General features: G+C 44.9%; 24 protein-coding genes. 12 read left to right on the top strand and 12 right to left on the bottom strand.

Translation table 11 applies throughout. The features are described 5' to 3' along the window. Positions 1-196: 196 nt before the first annotated feature. Complete coding sequence (gene rihC, locus GB993_RS09635) at positions 197-1,111, bottom strand: ribonucleoside hydrolase RihC (protein WP_161002220.1); 915 nt, start codon at positions 1,109-1,111, stop codon at positions 197-199. Positions 1,112-1,374: 263 nt separating this feature from the next. Between rihC and GB993_RS09630 the strand changes: the two genes are divergently transcribed. From GB993_RS09630 to GB993_RS09620, 3 genes are all read left to right on the top strand, one after another. Further along, positions 1,375-2,151, top strand: coding sequence for a tyrosine-protein phosphatase (locus GB993_RS09630; protein ID WP_347877356.1), 777 nt, complete (start codon positions 1,375-1,377; stop codon positions 2,149-2,151). Between the two features lie 116 nt (positions 2,152-2,267). Continuing rightward, the gene (locus tag GB993_RS09625) at positions 2,268-2,465 is read left to right on the top strand and encodes a type II toxin-antitoxin system HicA family toxin (protein ID WP_161004113.1); all 198 of its coding nucleotides are present in this window, start codon (positions 2,268-2,270) and stop codon (positions 2,463-2,465) included. A 45-nt stretch (positions 2,466-2,510) separates the two neighbouring features. Further along, complete coding sequence (locus tag GB993_RS09620; protein WP_161004112.1) at positions 2,511-2,894, top strand: type II toxin-antitoxin system HicB family antitoxin; 384 nt, start codon at positions 2,511-2,513, stop codon at positions 2,892-2,894. A gap of 404 nt (positions 2,895-3,298) precedes the next feature. Here the strand turns inward: GB993_RS09620 and GB993_RS09615 are convergent, their stop codons facing one another. Continuing rightward, the gene (locus GB993_RS09615; protein ID WP_161004111.1) at positions 3,299-4,000 is read right to left on the bottom strand and encodes a B3/B4 domain-containing protein; all 702 of its coding nucleotides are present in this window, start codon (positions 3,998-4,000) and stop codon (positions 3,299-3,301) included. Positions 4,001-4,111: 111 nt separating this feature from the next. Beyond that, entirely contained in the window at positions 4,112-4,747 is a 636-nt protein-coding gene (locus tag GB993_RS09610; protein WP_161004110.1) for an NAD(P)-dependent oxidoreductase, read from the bottom strand. 128 nt (positions 4,748-4,875) lie between these two features. On the opposite strand from GB993_RS09610, the gene GB993_RS09605 reads away from it, so the two are divergent. Beyond that, positions 4,876-5,523: a GyrI-like domain-containing protein gene (locus GB993_RS09605; RefSeq protein WP_161004109.1), complete on the top strand. Its 648-nt coding sequence runs from the start codon at positions 4,876-4,878 to the stop codon at positions 5,521-5,523. On the opposite strand, the gene GB993_RS09600 is transcribed toward GB993_RS09605, so the two are convergent. Further along, positions 5,515-6,948, bottom strand: coding sequence for an MFS transporter (locus GB993_RS09600; protein ID WP_161004129.1), 1,434 nt, complete (start codon positions 6,946-6,948; stop codon positions 5,515-5,517). The genes GB993_RS09605 and GB993_RS09600 overlap by 9 nt on opposite strands. A gap of 89 nt (positions 6,949-7,037) precedes the next feature. On the opposite strand from GB993_RS09600, the gene GB993_RS09595 reads away from it, so the two are divergent. Continuing rightward, a complete protein-coding gene (locus GB993_RS09595) occupies positions 7,038-7,847 on the top strand; it encodes a CPBP family intramembrane glutamic endopeptidase (RefSeq protein ID WP_161004108.1) in 810 nt (269 codons plus the stop codon). Between the two features lie 632 nt (positions 7,848-8,479). Here the strand turns inward: GB993_RS09595 and GB993_RS09590 are convergent. Together GB993_RS09590 and GB993_RS09585 are read right to left on the bottom strand one after the other, a co-directional pair. Then, the gene (locus tag GB993_RS09590; RefSeq protein WP_017260771.1) at positions 8,480-8,923 is read right to left on the bottom strand and encodes a universal stress protein; all 444 of its coding nucleotides are present in this window, start codon (positions 8,921-8,923) and stop codon (positions 8,480-8,482) included. Positions 8,924-8,959: 36 nt separating this feature from the next. After that, positions 8,960-10,549, bottom strand: coding sequence for an Nramp family divalent metal transporter (locus tag GB993_RS09585; RefSeq protein WP_161004107.1), 1,590 nt, complete (start codon positions 10,547-10,549; stop codon positions 8,960-8,962). A 657-nt stretch (positions 10,550-11,206) separates the two neighbouring features. Between GB993_RS09585 and GB993_RS09580 the strand changes: the two genes are divergently transcribed. Further along, positions 11,207-12,103: a cation diffusion facilitator family transporter gene (locus GB993_RS09580; protein ID WP_161004106.1), complete on the top strand. Its 897-nt coding sequence runs from the start codon at positions 11,207-11,209 to the stop codon at positions 12,101-12,103. Between the two features lie 39 nt (positions 12,104-12,142). Then, positions 12,143-12,448, top strand: coding sequence for an HU family DNA-binding protein (locus GB993_RS09575; protein WP_161004105.1), 306 nt, complete (start codon positions 12,143-12,145; stop codon positions 12,446-12,448). 143 nt (positions 12,449-12,591) lie between these two features. On the opposite strand, the gene GB993_RS09570 is transcribed toward GB993_RS09575, so the two are convergent. Then, entirely contained in the window at positions 12,592-13,875 is a 1,284-nt protein-coding gene (locus GB993_RS09570) for an ABC transporter substrate-binding protein (protein WP_161004104.1), read from the bottom strand. A gap of 200 nt (positions 13,876-14,075) precedes the next feature. On the opposite strand from GB993_RS09570, the gene GB993_RS09565 reads away from it, so the two are divergent. Next, positions 14,076-14,420, top strand: a complete 345-nt coding sequence (locus GB993_RS09565) for a hypothetical protein (RefSeq protein WP_161004103.1) — start codon at positions 14,076-14,078, stop codon at positions 14,418-14,420. A gap of 3 nt (positions 14,421-14,423) precedes the next feature. On the opposite strand, the gene GB993_RS09560 is transcribed toward GB993_RS09565, so the two are convergent. Beyond that, positions 14,424-14,990 carry a GNAT family N-acetyltransferase gene (locus tag GB993_RS09560; protein WP_161002231.1) on the bottom strand — a complete coding sequence of 189 codons (567 nt, stop codon included), beginning with the start codon at positions 14,988-14,990 and terminating at the stop codon, positions 14,424-14,426. A 154-nt stretch (positions 14,991-15,144) separates the two neighbouring features. Between GB993_RS09560 and GB993_RS09555 the strand changes: the two genes are divergently transcribed. After that, positions 15,145-15,738: a hypothetical protein gene (locus tag GB993_RS09555; RefSeq protein WP_161004102.1), complete on the top strand. Its 594-nt coding sequence runs from the start codon at positions 15,145-15,147 to the stop codon at positions 15,736-15,738. 42 nt (positions 15,739-15,780) lie between these two features. Here GB993_RS09555 and GB993_RS09550 read toward each other — a convergent pair whose 3' ends face one another. Together GB993_RS09550 and GB993_RS09545 are read right to left on the bottom strand one after the other, a co-directional pair. Continuing rightward, the gene (locus GB993_RS09550) at positions 15,781-16,593 is read right to left on the bottom strand and encodes a Cof-type HAD-IIB family hydrolase (protein WP_161004101.1); all 813 of its coding nucleotides are present in this window, start codon (positions 16,591-16,593) and stop codon (positions 15,781-15,783) included. Between the two features lie 141 nt (positions 16,594-16,734). Beyond that, positions 16,735-17,928 carry a CynX/NimT family MFS transporter gene (locus GB993_RS09545; protein WP_161004100.1) on the bottom strand — a complete coding sequence of 398 codons (1,194 nt, stop codon included), beginning with the start codon at positions 17,926-17,928 and terminating at the stop codon, positions 16,735-16,737. 811 nt (positions 17,929-18,739) lie between these two features. Between GB993_RS09545 and GB993_RS09540 the strand changes: the two genes are divergently transcribed. After that, a complete protein-coding gene (locus GB993_RS09540; RefSeq protein ID WP_161004099.1) occupies positions 18,740-19,591 on the top strand; it encodes a class I SAM-dependent methyltransferase in 852 nt (283 codons plus the stop codon). A 90-nt stretch (positions 19,592-19,681) separates the two neighbouring features. On the opposite strand, the gene GB993_RS09535 is transcribed toward GB993_RS09540, so the two are convergent. After that, entirely contained in the window at positions 19,682-20,146 is a 465-nt protein-coding gene (locus GB993_RS09535; protein WP_161004098.1) for an ASCH domain-containing protein, read from the bottom strand. 160 nt (positions 20,147-20,306) lie between these two features. Here GB993_RS09535 and GB993_RS09530 point away from each other — a divergent pair, with 160 nt between their 5' ends. Together GB993_RS09530 and GB993_RS09525 are read left to right on the top strand one after the other, a co-directional pair. Next, positions 20,307-21,254: an NADP-dependent oxidoreductase gene (locus GB993_RS09530; protein WP_161004097.1), complete on the top strand. Its 948-nt coding sequence runs from the start codon at positions 20,307-20,309 to the stop codon at positions 21,252-21,254. A gap of 11 nt (positions 21,255-21,265) precedes the next feature. After that, complete coding sequence (locus tag GB993_RS09525) at positions 21,266-21,637, top strand: DUF1304 domain-containing protein (RefSeq protein WP_017260834.1); 372 nt, start codon at positions 21,266-21,268, stop codon at positions 21,635-21,637. 358 nt (positions 21,638-21,995) lie between these two features. Here GB993_RS09525 and GB993_RS09520 read toward each other — a convergent pair whose 3' ends face one another. Next, positions 21,996-22,730, bottom strand: coding sequence for a DUF6198 family protein (locus GB993_RS09520; protein WP_431188884.1), 735 nt, complete (start codon positions 22,728-22,730; stop codon positions 21,996-21,998). Positions 22,731-22,804: the final 74 nt, after the last annotated feature.

The raw sequence follows: 22,804 nt of genomic DNA, 5'->3' as shown, positions 1-22,804 counted from the left end.
CTTTACGACCGTCCGTGTTGTAAATCCGAATGGTTCTCTCGGATTAACAACACCTTCACGGCTCGGTATCAATATTGACGCCCTTCAGCTCACTTAGTAGTAAGTTTCGTGCAGACAGTATCAATAGGCAACCAGCAAGTGAATCAAAAAAGGCCGTCCCGATTGGACGACCTTTTTACTGTAACTGTGTTTAAAATTAGTCTTTAAAGTTTTTAACTTCGTCAATGAACCACTTGTTAAAGGCAGCAGCGTCAACGTCGACACAGACACTGGCGTTAGTCTTACCATCGTGATAGGCACCACGGACATCAGCAACCGTTTCACCGTTTGCTGGGCCATCTGTCACAACGTCAACCCAGTAATCTTTGGTCGTGTAGGCTTCAGGGTGTAAGAGGTAGAAGATGGTGTTGGCATCGTGAACGGCGGTCCCGTTTTCGTTGTGATCGAAGTCATGACTGATGATTTCGTGCAACATGTGACCTGCGCGGCCAAACTTGTCGATGGTTTCCAACGTTTCGTCGGTAATCAAGGCCTTCATGGTAACGTCCAAACCAACCATCACAATTGGCACACCAGAATCATACATGATTTTGGCAGCATGTGGGTCAGTGAAGACGTTGAATTCTGCGGCACTGGTCATGTTACCGTGACCTAACGAACCACCCATGGCGATGATTTTTTCAATGTGATCTTTAACTTCTGGGTATTGGATAAACAATAGCGCAATGTTTGTGTATGAACCCGTTGGCACAAGGATAATCTTTTCATCGCTAGCCATGATGGCATCGTGCAAAGCTTCTACGGCGGACTTGTCGATTGCTTTGTCAGTTGGTTCAGGGAAGTCGTATCCGGCCATTCCTGAAGCACCGTGGATGCGGGCAGCATCTTCGAATTCTTTAATCAATGGTGTCTTGGCACCACCTGCAACAGGAACGTGTTTGCCATAGAAGTTATCGATGGTCAGTGCGTTTTTCGTCGTTTTATCAACCGTAACGTTACCGGCCACAGCAGTGATGAGTTGCAGGTCGATTTGTGGGTCGTTTAAAGCCATTGATAAAGCAGCTGCGTCATCAATACCTGGGTCAGTGTCCATAATTACTTTGTAAGTCATAATATGATTCCTCCAGTATATTCTTCCGTGGCGTAACGCTCACTGACGCTACCGACGGTTCTCTTTCATCATACTAAAAAATCGAGCAAAAAGAAAACGCTTTCGCACATTATGAACATTTTCTAATGAATGGAGACGCTTGCTGACCAAATGTGTTGATTAAGTCGCAGTTTAATTGAAACTTGATACGTTTGTGGTTGTACAAGGCTCCGCTCGAAAAGGTATAATAGTAGAGCAAACGAAAACTTTAGGAGGCGGCAACTATCGAACGCATATTACCAATTAAGAATGGGCACAACTTCCGGGATTTGGGTGGTTATCAGACAAACGATGGCCGCACGACCGCTTGGCGGCGCGTTGTTCGGTCAGCTAAGTTAAACACACTTGATCGAGCGGATCTTCAGGTACTCTCCGATTATGGTGTTCACACCATTCTTGATTTTCGAACGAACAAAGAATTGCTTAGCGCACCGGATCGTGTTCCCGGTGGCGCCAAGGATTACCATACGCCAATCTTGGCTGTTGATGATACGCGTAGTTCCGCCTCACGTGAAGAATTACGTGATGATTTGAGTGAGCCAGGTTATGGACATCGTCAAATGGTCCAAACGTACCATGAGATGGTTGCCGACGATTTCTCACAGAATGCCTATAGAATGTTTTTTGATTACTTGTTGGCCAATCAGAGTGGTGCCGTTCTGTTTCACTGTACCGCAGGAAAAGACCGAACTGGTTTAGGGGCAATCATGTTGCTGTCTGCCTTAGACGTTCCTCAGCAAACGATTCTAGAAGATTATTTGCTGACTCGGTTGGCCTCAAAAGCAATGCTTGCAGAAAACCAGCAACGTTTGGAAGACGAAGGGGCATCACAAGCGGTAAAGGATAACGCGACTGCCTTGTGGACCGTTAGCGAAGATTACTTCGACGCTGCCATGGAAGAAGTCAAGACTCAGTCGGGTGACATGAAACATTACCTAACTGATAAGATTGGACTGACGCCAGATAAAATTGAAATACTAAAACAACTGTATTTGGAATAAGCGATAAGGACGGCATTGAAGCCGTCCTTTTTTTCTACGGGAGAAGTCAAATGAATTGTTTTTCGAAATCAATGCATATACAATATGTATTATCTTATCTAACTTAGGTGACAGAAATGCCAATGAAGCCGCGCGAAATGATTAAGTTATTAAAAAATAATGGTTTTCGTAAAAAGTCGCAAAATAGCTCGTCGCATTTAAAAATGTATAATGCTGTGACGAATACAACTGTGATTGTACCAATACATGCGAAAGAGCTTGGAAGGGGTTTAGAGGCGGAAATTTTAAAAGAAGCAGGCATTGAACGAGGGTAAAAAATTTTACTCAGTTGAGTGTTTGGCTTTGTGGAGGAGACAATTATGGAAAAACAAACAGTTATTTATCCGGCCGTTTTTGCTAAGGATGGTAAATACATTTTGGTCAAAATCCCGGATGTTCCTGGTGCGGTAACTCAGGGAGAAGATTTAGTTGACGCAGTGAAAATGGCGGAGGATGCAATTGGAATTTTACTTGAAGATAAAACAGATTATCCGATTGCGACAGACTTAAAGGACATCCATTTAAAAAAGGATGAAACCGTTGCTTTGATTCCAGTAGATTTGGCTGCATACAGACGTAAACATTCGAAGACTATTCGAAAAAGTGTCACAATTCCGGATTATTTGGACAGAATCGCAAAAGAGCAGAAGGTCAATGTGTCTGGTGTGTTAACGGAGGCCTTGAAGTTACGTTTTGATATTTAAACAATGCGGGTGTTAAAACAGACCCATATGTGGCCAGGTTCTGATTGTTAAGGGTGGTCAGGCTAGGACAATATTTTCTGACGAATGTACTCTGGAGGGCGTCGACATTGATACCGAGTCGTGAAGGTGTTGTAAATCCGAAGGGTTCTTTCGGATTTACAACACGGACGGTCGCATAGACTCGGAACTTCACGAGGCTGTGCGGCGAGGTGAAAGACCGTGAGCTTCGGGCTTGAACCGGTCCCACGGTGAGTGTGTCAATGTCGACAACCGCAGGGCATCGTTCGACTTTGATTGGAATTAAAATATTTATTACAACAAAGCAGGACCGCAGATGCTTATCGCACCCACAGTCCTGCTTTATTTGAATCAAAAATGATATGTGTTATTGGTCAACAAACATGTTAGTCAATGATTACGCGTGGTTGATCGATCGTTAAAATGCTGGTTTCAGCATCGGCATTGAGGTAGGTTTTGGTTAACTCTTTTAAGTCAGCTAACGCCGCTTCCAATGCGTCTTTTCGCTCTGGATTGACACATTCTAAGCACAGAAAAGCATTAGTTGTGTCTTCAGTAAGCATGGTTCGTTCACCATCGCGCCAGTTCCAGCAGCGGCAGATGATACCAGCGTCATCTTTGTACACCACTTCGCCTGGCAGCGCAGGTTCTTCGTCATCTTCACCCAGTGGGTGGAAAGGTTCACCACCATCGGCCACGGTCAGTTTGATGTCACCAACCATGGCATCGATGTTTTCACCACCACAGGGAAGGGCGTGACGCAATGAAATGACGTTGTACAGATCAACGAGTGGGTTGATGCTGCTAACTGGTTTCCCCTGTTGAGCGCGTTTGAGCAGGTTTTCAATGGATGAACGCGCACCTTTTTTCGTTTTGAACTTGCGGTAGGCCTCCCGCCAATCGGCAACCACACCGTTTTGAGCGATGGGTGTTTCGGGAACTAACTGTTGTGCTTGTTGATTAGCGTCATTCAGCACAGCTTGGGGAAACTCGCCGTGATTGTCGAAGTTGTGCAACGTGGCGATACCAATCGTTGTATCAGGAAACAGGTTCCAGAATGCGGGTTCAATTTCAAAAGCTTTAGACATAAAAAGGCCTCCTCAGAATTTTTTGCGTCACTTAAGATTGTAACGCAGGCTGAGCGGCCAGTGTACGAGTAATTTCGCAAACGAAACAGACAAAAGGATTATTTTTAAAAGTTAGCGGGAAACGACGGAAATGTGTTCGTTGATATGTTGGTGATTCTGAATCTCATCGACGAATGCAATCGCATAATCAGCGTAACTGACTTCGCTTAGACCGGCGGCATTATAACTGCGGAAATCAGTTCCCAGTTGATAGTGACCGGTACGAGGTGCTCGAAAGACAAACCTTTCTGCTGGTGAAATATAAGTCCAATCAACGCCATCGCTAGCCCGCAGAAGTTTGAGGACTTCATTTAAACTATTTGCTGAATTTTTGGCAGCTTCTGGGAATCCTGGCTCGTCAAACAACCGTTGTGAACGTTTGGCATCCGTGTATAAACAACTGGAACTGCCCACGACCATCAGCCGAACGCTGGATTGTTTCGTGATTTCAAGCAAGTGTTTGATCAATGCTGGGTATAAACGGCTACTATCATTTAATTTACCTGTGCCAAACGCGCAAACGAGCACGTCCAAATCTTCAATGTCATCACTGGTTAATAACGTAGGTTCAATCTCCAACACCTCGGCGTCTGAAGATACTCGACGGCGGTCACGTAAGATGATCTCAACATCGATGTCTCGTGACTGCGCTTCCCGTAGGATAACGTTTCCAGTTCGGTTTGTGGCTCCGATAATGCCAATTTTCATAATTTTAAATAACTCCTCGTTTACAATTTGTGTCGCCGTGGTGGTCTATGGCACTCTAGCAACAGTATAATGAAAGTAGCGTAACATTACCAAAGAATCCGAGCTTGAATTGTATGGAGGGCCTAAGAATGACAGAAAAATATGAATGGCGAAAAGCTGAGCGCTCCATTTATCCAACCATGAAGCGACCGACGATTACGACCATCCCAGCACAAACGTTTATTACCTTAAGCGGGCATGGAGATCCAAACACCGCGCCGTTTGGTGATAAGGTGGCTGCACTGTATGCAATCAGCTATGCCATTAAAATGGCACCTAAAAAGAACATTGTCTTTCCTGGTGCGTTTGATTACACCGTTTATCCACTTGAGGGCCGCTGGACGCTGCCAGAGGGTTATAACCAACCAACAATTGATAAAACGCAATTGTTGTATACGATTATGATCAAGCAACCAGCCTTCGTGGACGAACAGGTGTTAGCGCAAGCGAAAACGATGGTTAAGGAGAAGGTGCCCGCTGAACTGTTGGCTGAGATGAAACTTACAACGGTTGTTGAAGGTCTTGTGGGGATGCTGTTACACGTTGGTTCGTTTGAGACTGAACAGGAAGATTTCGAGCGGCTGGAGTATTTTCTTCACAATGAAGGTTATGAACGCACAGAAAAGGCGCACAAAGAGATTTATCTGTCTGATTTTCGGCGGGTGGCCGAGGACAAAAGGAAAACCTTATTGCGCGTCAAAATTGCCAAGAATCAACAATTACAAAACCTACTTTAATTCACGACCGTGTAGTACGTGTGACAAACGCAGTGAGGTCAACAATGCCAGAACAATCATGATGAACGATACGACAAATGAGACGCGAAGACCGTAGTAAAATGCGTCGGGATGCGCTGGCAAATAAGTTGTGACATGATAGCCCATGAAGTGGCTCATCGCTCCAAATAAGGTCGTGGTTGCAGCCGCAGTGCCTGTAACCATGCCTAAGTTACGGGCTAGCGAATTAATGCTGCCCGCGATGCCAAGTTCTGATTTATCGACAACTGACATAACGATATCACCGTTTGGCGACTGAAACAGGCCGGTTCCCAATCCCATGATGATTGTGATCCCAATGTACTGCCAAATGGGAGTAGTCCCGTTCAAGAGTAGCACGAAGCCTAATTGCGACAGTGCGATAATGGCAAGCCCGCTGCTGGCAACAGTCGCCTGTGACAGCTTGTCTGCCAGAAAACCGCCAATTGGTCCGGCGATAACCAGCGTGATTGGGAAAACCATCAGTAAAATTCCGGCTTGCCCAGGTGTGAATCGACGAGCGTTTTCCAGGTAAAATGGCATGAGAACGACGCTAAAAAAATTTGATAAGAAAATCAGGACGGCAGCACTCAAACCGAGTGTAAACGGTCGGTTACTAAAAATATGCAGTGACATCATGGGTGCTGACGTGCGCCGTTCTCGCTGAAGAAAAATCACGATGGCAATTAGTGCCAAGACAAAACCAATAATTGGTATGGCGGCGGTGAAGCCGACTTGTTGGCCGATGAATACACCGCCGAACAGACCGATAATGAAGATTGACCAACTCATCAAGCCAAACCAGTCAATTTCACCACCTAGTCGCGATTCGGTTTTAGGCAGTGCAAAGGCACCGATTATAATGGCAATTAAGCCGATTGGAACGTTGATCCAGAAAATATCATGCCAGGATCCCGTCGCTAAGATGAGTCCGCCTAGAGCTGGGCCGGCGACTGAACCGAGTGCGACAAATGTGCCAACAAATCCCATCGCCCGGCCACGCCGGTTGATATCAAATGTACTGGTTACAATGCCGTATGTGTTGGAAAGGGTTAGGGCACCACCAAATGCTTGGACGATGCGTGCCAATAGTAGCAACCAAAATGTCGTGCTGACGGCTGCTAACAGGGATCCAAGAACGAACACGCCAGTACCAATGCGGAAAATGCGTACTTTTCCATACATATCACCAAGGCGGCCAAAGAAAAGTAGTAGCGCACACATGAAAATGAGGTAAAGTGAAACTACCCACTCCGCTTGGTTTAGAGGAATGTTCAACTGACGTCCCATAACGGGGATGGCGATATTAACGATGCTGGCGTCCAAATTGGACATAAATGCGAAAATGCCTATGGCGACGAGCACCCACCAGTTGTTTGTCGCAGTATTGATGGCTTGTTTTTGCATCATAAACGCCTCCATTACTATTACTGTATTGAGAATATTGTAAACGTGAACTAAAAAAATGGGTGAAATTTGTCCTTGGAGATGTTGCAATGAAAAAATGGTCTGTAGGCCAAACAATTAGTATTCTGACAGGCGTTACGGTGGCCATGATGATTGGCTTAATTGTCCTTCGACGATTGTTTGGTCAGTTTATGGATAAGACGGCGTGGGAGTTAAGCGTCGAACTGATTGCCGTGATCGCCATCGTGGTTATGAATAAATACTGGCTCCACGTGCCGTTATCTTATCGCTGGCAAACGCATGGTTTGTTTTGGAATGTTTGTTGGCTGGGATTACTCCTCGTTTTTATTAATGGTGGGGTATTCATTGGTAGTTATTTCGTTAACACAAAATTTGTGCCAGGGGTTGAAGCGGTTGTCATGTCATTGCTTGTCGGTTTTTATGAAGAAAGTTTCTTTCGTGGCATCATTTTAGGGCAGCTCGTGCATAACTTTAAGGGCCGTCATCGCATTGTAAATGCTGTTTTAGTCAGCAGCGTGCTTTTTGGACTTATGCATGCCGGTCACTTTTTCGATAACTTCGGTCAAAGCGGAATTAACACAACGCTTCAGATTGGTTATGCTATTTGTTTAGGCGTGTATTTCTCTGCGGTGACACTGCGCACCGGTTCATTATTTTGGTCGATGGTGATGCATGCAACATTTGATTTGCCGTCGTTCTACCTTGAGTTTGCGGAACACGCCAACATTCTCAGCGGCTCGATGTCAGGGGAAGAGTTGATGTTTTCTCTGGTCAGTGACGCGGTTCATTATTTGCCAGTTCTTCTGATTGGATTGTGGTTGGTTCGGAAGTCGCAGTTGGCTGAAATTCACCATGCCAATCAAGCTTGGGTCAACTAGTTTCAACATTGTTTGATGACGTTTGCTGAAAAATAGAGGTTTAGAGCTCGCTTACGGTTGTCAACATTGACACGCTCGCCGTGGGACCGGTTCAAGCCTCCCCAGTTCGGAGTCTTTCACCTCGTCGCACAGCCTCGTAAGCCCATCGAGTCTATGCGACCGTCCGTAACCTAAATTCGGATAAACCACCGAATTAACGTTACTTTCACGGCTCGGTATCAATGTTGACGCCCTCCAGCTAAATAGTAGCAAGCATCAGCTAACTTTCATTTACTGTTTAAGCGGTAAATGAGAGTTAATCGAAATATTTACTACAGGAGTGGAGCTGAACGAAGGCAGAGTTCCGTGTCGGCAACACTTGGCGGCGGGAACTTAGCCGCTTAGTGTTGCGGGATGACTTATGAGACGTGGGTTTCGGCTCATAATCAAGGTTAAAGACTCCGGGCTTCAGGAGGCTGAAACCGGTCCTCATGGAACGGCGTCTTCGTTTGGCGTAACGGCAAGGTATTATGTAGCAGATTAACAAGTTGAATTTTAAGTGAACAGAAAGTAAAAAAATAAGGTATCCGAAAAGTGATTAGACTTCTTGGATACCTTATTTGCGTACATTCAAACAGCAGGAATGGTTCAAATTAACGCAGAATCATAACAGAGATAGGCGAGTACTTTGCCATATATGCGGCTTGAGAACCGAAGTACTTCCGAATTCCTTTTTTAGATAATGAGCCAATGATCAGCAGGTCAGCACTGACCTCAGGAATTACATTTTTAACGATTGTTTCACCAGGATCGCCTTCATCAACGATGACTTCAACATTTTCTACGCCACCATCTTCAGCAATCTTTTTGTAACCTTGAACGTGGGCGACTAATTCATCATGTTCGCCGTGAACATAGTCTTTAGTGAGTGCTTGGTAGACGTTCATATCATCACTTTCCAAAATGGAAGTGATAATCAATGTTGCGCCATCCTTAGCAGCGCGACGAACGGCGTATTTAAACGCAAGTTGGGCATCAGCGGAGTCATCAACCCCAACTAAAATTCGTTTGAAAACCTTATCTACATCTTCCGACATGTCTATTCATTCTCCTCAAATTAGATTTGAAATCGACTACTTAGCTTCAGCAGTGGCATTGTTTTCTTCGGCTGCTGCGGCAAGTTGTGCTTCGTAACGTTTGTTGCCGTGATAGAGATCAATGACCATCCAAACGAGTAAAGCAACAATGGCAGCGATGACGATGTAAGCGACAATGTTAGCGATGTTGACGTCTTTGGCTGGGAAAAATGCTTGAATTTGAGCTGGCATGTTGTAGATGTTCAACCCAATTAAAAGTAATACAGCGACCCAACCCGCAATTTGAGTGTACCAATGGTTGGTGAATCGCTTACCCATTTCAACTTTACTGTTAGTGAACATCAACAGTGGCAACATGGAGAATGGTAGCGCGAAGGCCAAGAAGACCTGAGAGTTATTCATTAAATCATTTAACGCTTCATGTTGATGAACAGCAGATTGACCGCTTGTTAGACCAACACAGATCAGAACAGGAATAACAGAGATCAAACGGGTGACCAGCCGACGCATCCAGAGTGGCATCTTCATGTGGATGAAACCTTCCATGATAACTTGACCAGTTAAGGTACCGGTAATAGTCGAGTTTTGACCAGAAGCCAACAGGGCGACGGCGAACAGTGTGGACAGGATTCCTGTCCGAGCAACACTGGCCAGCACACCATTACTCATGGTCGATGTGTCATTCAAAGCTTGGTACAAACCGAAGAATGAAGGGTCTTTAACAGCGCCACTCTTGAATACGGCAACACCCATGACTAACAGCAATGCGTTAACGAAGAAAGCAACTGTTAATTGAATGTTTGAGTCCCACATGGTGAAGCGCACTGTTTGAGCAACTTGGTTTTCATCATTATGGTCGAGTTGACGCGTCTGTGAAATGGCTGAGTGTAAGTACAAGTTATGTGGCATAACCGTGGCACCAATAATCCCAAGTGAACCAGTTAATGGTGAAATACCACCAATTACGGGTCCTTTTGAAATGGTCTTGGCGCTAGGAATCAAGCCCACAATGGCAGCACCCCAGTCAGGGTTTGACAAGGCAACTTGATAAGCAAAGACGACGAAAATAACGACGATCAATGCGACAACGATTGCTTCAATTTTTCGGAAACCGATTTTAGTTAATAACAATAATAGCAAGACATCAAAAACGGTAATGAAAACTGAAATAACCAATGGAATATGGAATAAGAGATATAGCGCGATTGCGGCACCAATAACTTCGGCAATATCCGTTGCCATAATGGCAAATTCTGTCATTAACCAAAGTACGATACCAAGTGCCTTACTAGTGCGGGCACGAATCATTTGTGCCAAGTCCATTTGACTCACGATACCCAGTTTAGCCGCCATGGCTTGTAACAACATTGCGATTAAACTTGATATCAAGATAATAGACATCAGCAAATACTGGAAGTTTTGACCACCGGTGATAGAAGTTGACCAGTTACCGGGATCCATGTAACCCACGGCAACTAATGCACCAGGCCCAGAGTAGGCAAGCAGGGTTTTCCAGAATCCTTTCCCCATCGGAACTTTAACGGTACCGTTAATTTCTTCGAGCGAACGGCCGTTAGCATAATGAATCAAATGCTCTTTTTTCGGTTTTTTGCTTGTTGTGTCCAAAAGCAAATACCTCCTCACATAATTTTGGTACCCGAATATAATACAACATTTTTTTAGATTTGTGGACACTCAATTTAAAATTTGGTATATTATTTTTAAGGGATGGCTAAAATTAAATAAAAGGATGTGGAAGTCATTTTACTATCAAACAGAATTTTGCTAGCGGTTGATATTTTGGCACTATCGGGGCACGAAACAAGTGAGACGAACCTATCACTATTTTTAGGGACAGGTAACAATAGACTCGTAAAAACGGTTTCATTATTGAAAAAGCGTCGTTTATTGAACGAAACCACGGTCCAAAAAATATATACATTAACTCAATTTGGTCATAATAAAGTTCGTGTATTACACAAACGATGCGACACGGTTGGTGCAATTATGCAACAAGTGCCTGAATCGATGATGTTAAATGGAGACGGCATGATGATAAAAGCGCCGCGCCTTTCATATTGGGGGCATAGATTGGATTATTTTCGAAGATAACGAGAAGCAACATTAAGTTTGATTGCGTAGGTCAGCTTACATAGGTTTAACCAGCATGGGTTAAGCAAACAAACTTAGTGGAACTTTTACATCAGAGTAACTTAGTAGAAATAATGTGAGTTCGTTTGGAACTGTCCCTTTCACATTTGACGTACAGAAAGACAGATGATTATGGAAGAACATGAACGGCCACTTACGGGTGGCAAATTTGCGTTTGTGACGCTGCTCAACCTCTCAATTACGGTTGTTGAAATTATTGGTGGTTTATTAGCAGGGTCGTTGGCACTGATCACAGACGCCATTCACAATTTTGGCGATTCCTTGTCCATTGTGTTGAGTTACTCAGCACAACGGATTGGGCAGCGCGATCAAGATGAGCGGGCGACGTTTGGTTACCACCGTGTTGAGATATTAACAGCGTTTGTCAACAGTCTTGTACTGATTTTGATCTCCATTGTTTTGGTGTGGGAGGGGATTCAACGCCTGTTACACCAACAAGCAATCAATGGATCTGTCATGTTTTGGACGGCATTGGTTAGCTTTTGCTTTAATATGGGGTCCGCTGTGTTAATGCATGCAGATTCACGGGAGAGCCTGAATATTAAGGCCACGTATTTACATTTGTTGGCGGATGCATTGGCCTCAATTGCGGTAATTATTGGGTCCTTGATGGTGATGGCATTTCACATTTATTGGATTGATGCAGTGTTAACCATTGCCGTGTCGCTTTACATTATTTATGAGACCGTTGGTGTTGTGAAACAAACGTCCAAAATTTTACTGCAAAACGCACCATTACTCGATTATGACGCCATTATTGAAGCAATGACGCAGGTGCCAGGAGTGGTCGATGTGCATCATCTTCACGCATGGATGGAAGACGAGAAGGATATCATCTTTTCCGCTCACGTGAATATTACGCCTGATGCGATTGAAGACATCGAGTGGATTACTGCTCAAGAAACACAGCTGTTACAGCAACGGTTCAATATTTGTCACGTGACTGTTCAAATTGAAATTAAGCGCGGTTTAAACAGTGCTAGGTTTGCCAAACATGAAATGTTATAGCAATGTTCCACAGTTGAAAATTTAAGGGGTATTAAGATAATGAAAGAGAAAACAACGAAAAAAGAAATAGTCAAAATGGTTGCCAAACATGCGGAGGTCTCACAAAGTACATCACAACAAGTGATCGATGCCTTATTTGACTGCATCGGTGAGGAACTTGCTGCTGGGCGCGATGTGGAGTTGCGCCGCTTTGGCACATTTGTCGTTCATACAAATAAAACACGTGTCATCAGTGACATCAGTGGTCAGCCGGCAACGGTACCAGAACATCGGATTGCCAAGTATCGATGCGGTACGAGTATGCGAGCAATATTGAACGGTTCGCATGAAGGCATTACCAACTAGGAAATTCTTGTCAGTAATGAAGGATGTTCACCTTAAAAATGCCGCTCCTTAAAAATCAGGAGCGACATTTTTTGAGTTGACTAACGAGAACGAGGAGTCCAACACTTCCATGTTAATTAGAAAATTGTTTATAGAGAAGTTTGTTAGTTACCGTTTTTCTGTGCTGCTAGTGCTTTATTTTGAAGATCTGGTAAAACTTGTTTTGGTGTTTTACGCAGTGAAAACATATCATCAATGGCGGTGATATAGTCCTGACGGAAAGCGGAGTAGCCTTTAAACGTTGGTTGCTGAACACCAATGCTCAAGGAATCAACGGCCGTCTGTTGATTTGGATTCTGCTTCAGGTACTGTTTATAACTGGCCAATTTAACTGACGATTTTCTGACTGGTACATAACCAGATGCCTGTGACCATTTCGCGCTGGCCTTCGTAGACATTGAGTATTTCATAAAGTCCCAGGCCGCTTTTTGTTTGGCAGTGGACAGGCCTTTAAACATCATTAAATCCGCACCGCCGACTGCGGATAAACGAGTCGATTTATAAGCGGGCATTTCCGCCGTTCCCCAGCTAAAGTCCTTTGGGGCATGTGTTTGAATGGCTTGAATTGCACTTGAGGAGCTGATGTAAAAGAGTGACTTTCCTTGCGTAAATGCGCCGGAATAGTATTTGTCAGATCCAGCCGGCTTGATGTAGCCTTTTTTGATGTTATCAACAAAGTAAGCGCTGGCGGCCTTGGGTCCTTTGCTGTTCATTTGTGGTTTCAAACGATTATTGATAATCGGACTGCCAAATTCTTGAGCAATTCCAGCAAATTCGATGTCAAAACCAGCATCGATGCCTAGTGCCGTGATATTATCCTGTTTAACTTTAGCGCCGTCATTAGCGATGTCCTGCCATGTTTTGGGGACAGCTAAATGATACTTTTTGAGGAGTGCCTTGTTGTAAAATAACAACCGTGGTGACTTATTGAGCGGAGTCGTGTAGTAACTCTTTTTGTAAGTCATGTTTTTAGTGAATGTGGGATATAAATCGGCAAAATCTTTCTTAGTTAAACCTTGCTTGCCATTCACCAATTTAGTAATGGGTTGAATCAATTGGTGACTTTGCAAATCTGGGACGGCAGGGTAACCTAATTGTCCCAGAGCGGGTAACGTATTCGATTTACCAGCGGCCATAATTTTTTTCTGGAGATCGCCGTAGTTTCCTTGATAGAGTGCAGTGACGTGGACCTTGGATTGTGCGTGATTATAATCTGTAACCATATCTGCTAATGCCTTTTCTGACGGGCCCGTCATGGCATGCCACAGTGTGATGTTGACCCGTTTTTTTGTTTGGCTGGCAGATGCCGGCTGTGGTTTGATCACCGTGGCAAATCCAACTAACAACGGCACTGCAAGTAACCAAGTTAACCAATGATTTCTCTTCATCCCAAATACCCTCCATGTTGGTGATGATGCTGAGTTGAAACGACAGGAAAACGCTATAAAAGTATTGCTAACGACCTCATACGGCTTAAGTTTGGCAAAACAATGTAAAGGTTAACTACAGTTTTTTGTGTTAGTTATGTATCGTTTGTGCAAAGACGATATTAGTTCTTTAATAAAGGTAAAATTCGAGGAGGCAAAATATGTTATCGTCAGCTGCAATTAGCGAAATCGTCGATGGTTTGTGGTTAAGCGTGACGTCATTGCTGAATGAAACGAATCGGTTAAAGAAGCACAGCCGGTCACAGCGGGATTATGATGCGGTAGTTGCTGAAAGGGTGACACCACGTCTAGCGGCGCTGGATGAACTGATTGACTGGCTACCAACTGATCGACTCAGTGACGCGGCGCAAACGCGGTTGGCGGCCATCCGTCAGGGAATGAGCCAACTAAAAGAAGATCAGCATCGTCAATTGGATGCTGATCTTCTGAAAAAACGTAATTTAGATCGCGAAGAGGGACGAATTTCTCGTCACCGGCGCTTTTAGCGATTACCACATCACATTAGGACCAACGTTTAGAGCAATGGTTGAGTTAGCAATTTGCTCTTGGTGATCAAGTGCGACAGGCGTGAAGCAGCTTAACATTGACACGGTGCCAATGTTATCGCTTTTGATGGGGTTACTTGAGGAACCGCCGATCAAAACGGTTTGGGGCGACGTTGTCCAACCGCCGAGTTCGTAAAATGGGACTAAGTCTGGTGGACAGGTGAAGATGCTAAAATCAGCGTCGTCGTGTTGAATTAAGGCAAAGGCGGTCATGATAAGTGACGTGCCAAACCCTTTATGGAGATATTGAGGCGCAATCATCACTTCGGATAGGCCGCTGACTTGATAGCGTTGATCATTAAGTGTGACGGACGTGGTCGGGATTTTCAGTGATCCCGCCAGTTGCCCGTTTTTGTCATGCATGACAACGACAATCTGTTGTTCAAGATAGTAGCGCAAATCGTTTTCGTCAGCGTCTTCGACATTGGGCCAATAATGATGGCTGAGTTCGGCTATCGCTGCTTTATCAGTAGCAGGTAGTGAGAAATAGTGGTACGTATCTGTTTTCATAATATCCTTAATATTTTAATTGGCTGATATTTATCAAGCCTAAATTAAGTCACTTGAAAAGACTGTATTTAAAACAGGAAAAGTGACATTGTGTTGGTTAGTGTTTTAATTTAACCATGAAACGATGTAATTGACCAGAAAGGTGGCGGAAAAAATGGGCTCAAGAATGATGCATTATGCCATTGCACAGCAACTAGCACCTGAAAGTACAGCTTTTTCGATTGGTAGTTTGGCACCAGATGTGAGTGGACATAATTTTGACTTTAAATCGCAGACTCACTACATGACCTTAAATGAAGATGGGAAAACGCGCTCGATTCATCCAGAGATGTTTGCTGAAGAATATCAACGACAACTATTGCCGGATATGTTTGTTCGTGGCTATTATGCACATTTATTAGAGGACAAGGTGTGGTTAGACACCGTGTTCAATCCATTCATCAGGCCGCAATTAAATACACAGCGTGATCAAAAATTGGCCGCTTACTACGCTGATTTTCATACGCTCAATCTCTTGATTGCGAATCATCACAAACTGCAGCCGTTGTCTGTGCCGGATTCCGCTCACGATTTCGCAGCCGTTCGTGAAATTGGTGATGGCGATGTGATGCAAGTGGTTAAAGACTTGCGGGATGATTTCGAACCGGTTCCCAAACGTCAATTAGTAATGCTGTCGTTTGATCAAATAGAACAGTATATCAACACCTGTGCACAGGTCGTTCAGGATCACCTTAGCGCGCTTAAGTAAGCCAGTAATTGAATTATTTACAGTTGCTGCCGCTGCTTAGCGTTAGTTGGTTAAACCGAGAACCATGTCAATCGTCCGTAACACACCGTCATCGTCGTTGGTCCATTCGGTAACGGCCTTAGCACTTTGTTGAACTTTCGCAGACGCGTTAGCCATAGCGAAACTGTGGCCAGCGTGGGCCAACATTGCAATGTCATTATCATTGTCCCCAAATGCCATCACGTCGTCAGGTTTAATGTGCCAGTACCGTTCAAGTGCGTGCAGGCCGACCTGTTTGTTGATATGAGCGGGGATAATGTCTAGGCCACCAAAACCACTTGCTGTAGCGGATAACGTTTTTGGTAAGTGATGATTGAGGTAATCGGCTCGATGGCCTGCCTGATCGTCCAGCCACACCAAATCCAGTTTGAACATGTCATCATGAACGTCGGTCAAACGATCACACAATTGGAGACCACTGTAGAAATAGTTGGCCTGCTCCATCAACTCTGCGTTTGTATCACGTTCAACATAAGCACCATGCCGACCAGAAAGAATCACCATACCGCCCGTCAGCACTGGGTCGGTGCGAATCATAGTGAGTGCTTGATTGAGATCAGTCGCCGAAACAGTATCCGCAAAAATGACCTGATCATTTAAACTGACAAGACCGCCGTTTTCAGCCAGAAACGCAATATTGTCGTAATCGGCAAACATATCGGTTAGATGTTTAAGCTGATTGCCGCTCGCAATAACAAAATGAACGTGACGCTGCTCAAGTTGGCCTAATACGCGTTTGAAATGCATACGATCAAAGTCATGACCGTTGGTGATAAACGTGCCATCGATGTCAGTTGCAATCATTTTAATAGTCATAGTGAGTTAAACCACCTTTCTGAGGGTAGTCATAGCGTATCATGACAGCGCTATCAAGGCCAACTAGTTATAAGAAAAATAATGTTTGGAAATTAAAAAACACGTTAGGCTAGAGCCCAGCGTGGTTTTTTAATGAAAATTTTAGTGAAACACGTCTTCCTTGCTGTTAACGTACAAAGCTGCGGCGATGGTCAAAATTGAGATTACCAACAGAACAGCCATTAGAATGTTCCAACCGCCGAGCATCACATGTAGCGTGCCGTAAGCGATTGGCCCGACAGCAGCAATCAGATAGCCCAGAGACTGTGCCATTCCTGACAGGTCAGCCGTTTCTTGCGGTGTACGGGTCTTAAGATTGAACAGTGTCATAGCTAATGCGAATGATGCCGTCGTTGCACATCCGAGAATGATACAGATAATAGCAAAATACCAAATTGTGTGAATTGGCAACAATAAGCCACCGATTCCGATGACGAAGCCTGCACCAATCGTCATTAGCAGCGTAAATTGATTTTTAACGCGTGCTGAGATAATCGGTACCGCATAAGCGGCTGGCAGGGAGGCAATCTGATACAGCCCAAGTAACAAGCTTGCGGTGTTTGCTGATACACCACGGTCGGTCATCAATGTTGGCAACCATGTAATCAGCGTGTAGAAGACAAACGACTGCAGACCCATGAAAATTGTCATCATCCAGGCAGTGGGTTGCTTCCAAACGGACGCGTGTGGGGTAGTCGATGTTTGCTCATCAACCGGTTGTGCCTTGTGATTGTAACGTAAGTTGGGCAACCACGTAATGATGTTGATAATGGCGACGATGGAGAAAATTTGGATGGTTAGTTGCCAGCCAATTTTGCCAGCCAATGGCGCAGAAACACCGGCAGAAATGGCGGAAAAGAACGTCATGGAAAATGAATATAAACTCGTCATTTCACCAATCTTGTTAGGGTAATTTTCCGCAACCAGAGCTGGTAGCAGGACGTTTAGAAAGGCAACCCCGATACCGACAAGCAAAGTTCCGATGATCAGTGCTGTTGCAGAATAAACCCGCATCCAGTTCCCGATGACCAGAATAATCAGTGCAAACAATAATGCCACTTCGGTTCCTACCTTAGCGGACACACGCGGGGCAATCGGGGACAGAACCGCAAAACATAGTAGTGGAATAGTGGTTAAACTACCGGCCAGTCCACTTGATAAGTGCAACGTGTGTTGAATGGGTGCCAGAATTGGTGGGATGACGGTGATGACCATCCGCAAACTGGAGCCCAGCAAGATAATGCCGAGTAACAACCAACTACTGTGTTTGACAGCCTGTTTCGTTTTGTCAGACATGAAAATAAAACCTCCTCAGCGAGGATTAAAATTTTGTTTTAGTTATATTATGTAGCAAATGATCACGGCACAGTCTGTGCGATGATGTTTGCGGCATGGCCGAACAATGCGACCGTCTTAGTTTACACGCGATTGTTCATTTCAGCAACAAACAAGCTGATTGGGTGGTCATAATGATGCAAAGTTGTGCTTTGACTACGCTTGCGGTTGTCAACATTGACACGCTCGCCGTGGGACCGGTTCAATCCGGAGCCACGCCGTCTTTCACCTCGCCGCAGAGCCTCGTGGAAATCCGAGTCTCCGCGACCGTCCATGTTGTAAATCCGAGAGAACCATTCGGATTAACAACACCTTCACGGCTCGGTATCAATGTTGACGCCCTTCAGCCCACACAGTGGCATACTTTTAGTATGTATCATTATAACGACAAACTTTTTTTGTAAATGCAGCCTCAATTTTTTATTTTTATATAGTAGTGGAGCTGACCGGAAACAGAGTTCCGTGTCGGCAACACTTGGCGGCGAGAACTTGGCCGCTTAGTGTTGCGGGATGACTTATGAGACGTGTACTTCGGCTCATAATCAAGGTAGAAGACTCCGGCTTTTAGGAGGCTGAGACCGGTCCCCGTGGAACGGCGTTTCTGATCAGCGTAACGGTATTAGCTGCCATATCAAGTTTGCCAACTTATCAAAAAAGATGTAAAGAATGATAAAACGAGTATGCTTAGAATAATTAATAAGAGAAAGCCCCTGATGATATGAGCAACAAACCGGTGCAAACGAACTAGATAAAATGCATTGGAGATGGACACATGAATCACTTAGATTTAACCACTATTGTTAACGCAATGGCGCTGGCCCCAAACGGTCGACCAGTACAGGAACACCAAACGGCATACAGAATTGCCTTGGCTGAGGATTGGCAGATTGAACCAGGCATGAAGTTGTTGGAACTTGGCTGTGGACAAGGCGATATGACCGCTGTTTTGGGCGCAGCCGTTGGTGAAAATGGACACGTGGTGGCCTATGATCCGGCACCGCTAGATTACGGCGCGCCAATTACAATTGGTGACGCTCAGCAACATCTGGCTAATTCATCGTTTGGCAAACAACTTGAGGTGCATTTGGCGACTGACGTGATGCAGAACGACATCACGTATCCGGACAATTACTTTGACGGGCTGGTGATTGCGCACGCTTCCTGGTATTTCGACAGCCTTGAACAGTTACAAACCACCTTGCGGAAAGTCACACCGTGGTGTAAACAAATTTTCTTTGCTGAATGGGATATTACACCGCGATTAGCGAACCAAGTTCCTCATCAATTGGCTGTGTTGATTGAGACACAACTGGCCGCGTTTACGCCTAACAGTTTCGCTAATGTGAGAACACTAGTGACTAAGGGATGGCTCGTTGAGGTGCTCCATGAACTCGGGTATACCGTCCAAACAACCAGTCAAGATGCGATGAAGATGGAGGATGGGTATTGGGAGGCCAGTTACACGGCTGAAACTGGCTTAGCAGCTGTGACTGCAATGTCCTTGCCCGATAAGTTTAAACAACTGATGAAAACCGAAATTCGTACATTGCAGACTTATGATTTAACGCAGATGAAGACGTTGGACAGCTTTGTAATAACAGCTACGCGGACTGACATCCAATAAAATCAAAATAAAAAGGATCATTCGTTTGACCTACCGATTACTGCGGCAGTGCTCAAACGGATGATTCTTTTTTTATACAATCATTTTATGTTAAAGGCTGGTGGGCAGGTAGACCACCTTAAACGTTAAAGCCACCACTGGTGTTTGATCCGTGAAGTGTTGCCCAATTGCTTCGGCCTGCGTTTGTAATCGAGCGCGGTGAGACGTTTGCCAGATGGATAGGGAAGTGCCGTCTTCTAGGTATGCGTGCTCCGCGGTAACATGGTCAAACGGCATTTGTTGCACGGCGACATATTGAAGGATAGCCACTGCATGAACGGAGCAATCAAACAAAATTTCATAATCATGATTGGGGATAGGCACGGGTTGTTTGTCGTGCGCATACAAGGCGGCTAGTGTTGTCGTGGTCTGTTTCATACCGGCAACAACACGCATTGATTCAATGTCGGCAGCCTCAGAGCCACCGCCAAACGACCACGCGTGATGTGGCGTATTTTTAGCGGTTGGATGTTTTTGGATGAATTGTTGCCAAATTTCGTCAGCATTTAATGACATTGGACAGAACCTCCTAGTCTTTATTATACCCATTAACAAACGAACCGACCAAAAAGAACCCTGACGGCGCCAAAATAAGCAGTTCACTGGGGTCTAATTAGTTGATTCCATATAATTGGGTTGATAATGACATGCTTCTCGTTGAAAGGAGCTAAATTCTATGAAGGCCATGGTAATTAACCGGTTGGGAGATGTGGCAGCATTGCAAGAACTAACCGTACCAATGCCGGAAGTTGGGCCTGATGAACTATTATTACGTGTGGAAGCGACTGCAATCAATCCACTGGACTATCAGATGATCACCGGTCAATATGATCGTGCATTCGTATTTCCATTGATTTTGGGGCGAGATGTGGCCGGGCAAGTAGTTGGTAGGGGAAATCAGGTGAAGTTGTTTAGTTTGGGGGATGAGGTCGTTGCCTATCAACCTGAACGGCAACTGGGAACGTTTGCTGAATATACGGTGGTGCCGGCAAACCAGGCATTAGTTCGTCCTCGTCAAGTCAGTGCGATACAAGCTGCTACCTTACCTACTTCGGGAGAGACAGCCTATGAGGTGATTGTAGATGTTTTGAATTTGCATAATAATCAAACAATTTTAATTCAGGGGGGCGCTGGGGGTGTTGGAAGTTTTGCCGTGCAAATTGCTCATATGTTGGGTGCGCACGTCATCACCACGGTGCCTCGTCGCGATGAAAAGTTCGGGATTGCGCTAGGAGCTGACCAGGCGATTGACTATCAGGTAGTTGATTTTCGTCAGGTGATTCAACCAGTTGATGCTGTTTTGGATACGGTGGGCGATAAGGTGCTGGCTGATAGTATGAATTACGTACGCCAGGGTGGACACTTAGTATCGATTGAAGCCGCCCCAGATTTACTTGTTGCAGAAGGTGGTGCGTTTGCTGGAGAATTTTTCCAATTGAAACCAAATGTCGGAGTGCTCGGTCAATTGTTAACGTTAGTGGTCAAACAGCAAGTGAAACCGCTAATTGAAAAGGTGATTCCGTTCACGGCACCAGCCATCAGAGCAGCGCTTAAAGTGGTTGGTAGTGGACATGAACGCGGAAAACGTGTAATCTCCGTATGGAATCCACAATTAGAAAAGTAGGTTGGTAAATAATGTTAGCATTCACTTTGGGATTAGTTGCCGTAGTCGGTTTGGAACATTTATTCATTATGTGTTTAGAGATGTTCTGGTCCACCGGCCGTATTGCACAACAAACGTTTGGCAGCGATTCATCATTTTTGGAGCAACCACAGGTTAAGGCAATTTTTAAAAACATGGGGATCTACAACGGTTTTGTTGGTGTCGGAATTTTATGGAGCCTGTTTGCATTGCCAACAATGGAGATGCGTGCGGTATTGATTCTATTTACAGGTTTCGTTGTCGTTGCTGCAATTGTCGGCGCAGTTACGGTGAGCCGGCGCATCTTTGTTGTCCAAGGACTGCCAGCACTGTTTGCAGTTCTTTGTGTGCTACTTTTTCTGTAGACAATAGAGCTAGTACTAAAAGTAGCATAGATGCCACGTCCGGTTGTCAACATTGAAACGCCGCCGTGGGGTCGGTTCAAGCCTCCTGAAGCCGGAGTCTTTCACCTCGCCGTAGAGCCTCGTAAGAACCCGAGTCTCTGCGACCGTCCATGTTGTAAATCCGAGTAAACCGTTCGAATTAACAACATTTTCACGGCTTGGTTTCAATGTTGACGCTCTTCCGCTACGTTAACTATGTTAAAGCGCGACAGCCAATAAATCGGAGCATCTAGTCGGTTCTGTCTTAGCCACAATTGTAGGCCAATAAATGCAAAGCAGGTGAGCTTCCAATATTGGAAAAGCTCACCTGCTTTGCTGTTTATTTATCATTTTCTGTAGCTACTCGTGTTGTGAAGTGATGTTTTAATGATGGAATGAAGTGTTTGTCAGACCAGCCTTGAACCCAGCCCTGCGTGAGGAAGGCCCAGACGGTACCAAAGTTGACCGCCCATAGCTGGAAGTGGTTCGTGAAGAGACAAATGATCATAATAAGGACTGGTGGAATATAACTCAACATTTGTGAAGCCGTTGCGAGACCGCGTAAGTAGCGGAAACGAATGATATAGGACAAGTCATCGTTCGGATGCATGATGATGTTTGCTCGCTGATAGAGAGAAACGGCTGCGCCAACACCAAACAAGCCAATGACATCGATAACAACCAGCGCTGCAAGCTCCCATGGGTGACTGAAATCGCCGTGCAAGTATTTGATGCCAAGCACGTCTGACCAAAATGGAACGATAAACTGAATTAAATAGCTAAACGGAATAATATACAAGATGTTACGAATGAGTCGGCCCCAGTCGAAACGGCCAATGAGTAATTGATCCAGAAAGGCGATAACCACGCCGTAACCAGTGAGGACGATTCCCAGCCCTTGACTGGCCACAGCGGGGCTCGTCGTATGCAATAACCAATGGGTGAGGTTAACGGCGGATGCTGTCCACACGGCGCTTCCCATATTGGTGGAAATTGTGAGTGCATTAAAGGCGGAGTTCAAAATAATTGAAATGATGAGCCAGGTAAAACGCTGTTTGGCATCTTTCATGTGCACGGGACTGTCCTCTTTTCACAAAGTATATGGTTAGTATAATCGAATTTGGACCAATGTTTAAGATTTTCTCAGTT

Origin of the sequence: Furfurilactobacillus milii (genome assembly GCF_009864005.1) — a bacterium.
Taxonomy (GTDB): domain Bacteria; phylum Bacillota; class Bacilli; order Lactobacillales; family Lactobacillaceae; genus Furfurilactobacillus; species Furfurilactobacillus rossiae_B.
This window is presented reverse-complemented; position numbering and strand designations above follow the sequence as displayed.

Excerpts from the sequence above, each read along its gene's own strand:
- rihC (WP_161002220.1), bottom strand. The coding sequence starts at position 1,111 with ATGACTTACAAAGTAATTATGGACACTGACCCAGGTATTGATGACGCA.
- GB993_RS09625 (WP_161004113.1), top strand. The coding sequence starts at position 2,268 with ATGCCAATGAAGCCGCGCGAAATGATTAAGTTATTAAAAAATAATGGT.
- GB993_RS09620 (WP_161004112.1), top strand. The coding sequence starts at position 2,511 with ATGGAAAAACAAACAGTTATTTATCCGGCCGTTTTTGCTAAGGATGGT.
- GB993_RS09615 (WP_161004111.1), bottom strand. The coding sequence starts at position 4,000 with ATGTCTAAAGCTTTTGAAATTGAACCCGCATTCTGGAACCTGTTTCCT.
- GB993_RS09610 (WP_161004110.1), bottom strand. The coding sequence starts at position 4,747 with ATGAAAATTGGCATTATCGGAGCCACAAACCGAACTGGAAACGTTATC.
- GB993_RS09605 (WP_161004109.1), top strand. The coding sequence starts at position 4,876 with ATGACAGAAAAATATGAATGGCGAAAAGCTGAGCGCTCCATTTATCCA.
- GB993_RS09600 (WP_161004129.1), bottom strand. The coding sequence starts at position 6,948 with ATGCAAAAACAAGCCATCAATACTGCGACAAACAACTGGTGGGTGCTC.
- GB993_RS09595 (WP_161004108.1), top strand. The coding sequence starts at position 7,038 with ATGAAAAAATGGTCTGTAGGCCAAACAATTAGTATTCTGACAGGCGTT.
- GB993_RS09590 (WP_017260771.1), bottom strand. The coding sequence starts at position 8,923 with ATGTCGGAAGATGTAGATAAGGTTTTCAAACGAATTTTAGTTGGGGTT.
- GB993_RS09580 (WP_161004106.1), top strand. The coding sequence starts at position 11,207 with ATGGAAGAACATGAACGGCCACTTACGGGTGGCAAATTTGCGTTTGTG.
- GB993_RS09575 (WP_161004105.1), top strand. The coding sequence starts at position 12,143 with ATGAAAGAGAAAACAACGAAAAAAGAAATAGTCAAAATGGTTGCCAAA.
- GB993_RS09570 (WP_161004104.1), bottom strand. The coding sequence starts at position 13,875 with ATGAAGAGAAATCATTGGTTAACTTGGTTACTTGCAGTGCCGTTGTTA.
- GB993_RS09565 (WP_161004103.1), top strand. The coding sequence starts at position 14,076 with ATGTTATCGTCAGCTGCAATTAGCGAAATCGTCGATGGTTTGTGGTTA.
- GB993_RS09560 (WP_161002231.1), bottom strand. The coding sequence starts at position 14,990 with ATGAAAACAGATACGTACCACTATTTCTCACTACCTGCTACTGATAAA.
- GB993_RS09555 (WP_161004102.1), top strand. The coding sequence starts at position 15,145 with ATGGGCTCAAGAATGATGCATTATGCCATTGCACAGCAACTAGCACCT.
- GB993_RS09550 (WP_161004101.1), bottom strand. The coding sequence starts at position 16,593 with ATGACTATTAAAATGATTGCAACTGACATCGATGGCACGTTTATCACC.
- GB993_RS09545 (WP_161004100.1), bottom strand. The coding sequence starts at position 17,928 with ATGTCTGACAAAACGAAACAGGCTGTCAAACACAGTAGTTGGTTGTTA.
- GB993_RS09540 (WP_161004099.1), top strand. The coding sequence starts at position 18,740 with ATGAATCACTTAGATTTAACCACTATTGTTAACGCAATGGCGCTGGCC.
- GB993_RS09535 (WP_161004098.1), bottom strand. The coding sequence starts at position 20,146 with ATGTCATTAAATGCTGACGAAATTTGGCAACAATTCATCCAAAAACAT.
- GB993_RS09530 (WP_161004097.1), top strand. The coding sequence starts at position 20,307 with ATGAAGGCCATGGTAATTAACCGGTTGGGAGATGTGGCAGCATTGCAA.
- GB993_RS09525 (WP_017260834.1), top strand. The coding sequence starts at position 21,266 with ATGTTAGCATTCACTTTGGGATTAGTTGCCGTAGTCGGTTTGGAACAT.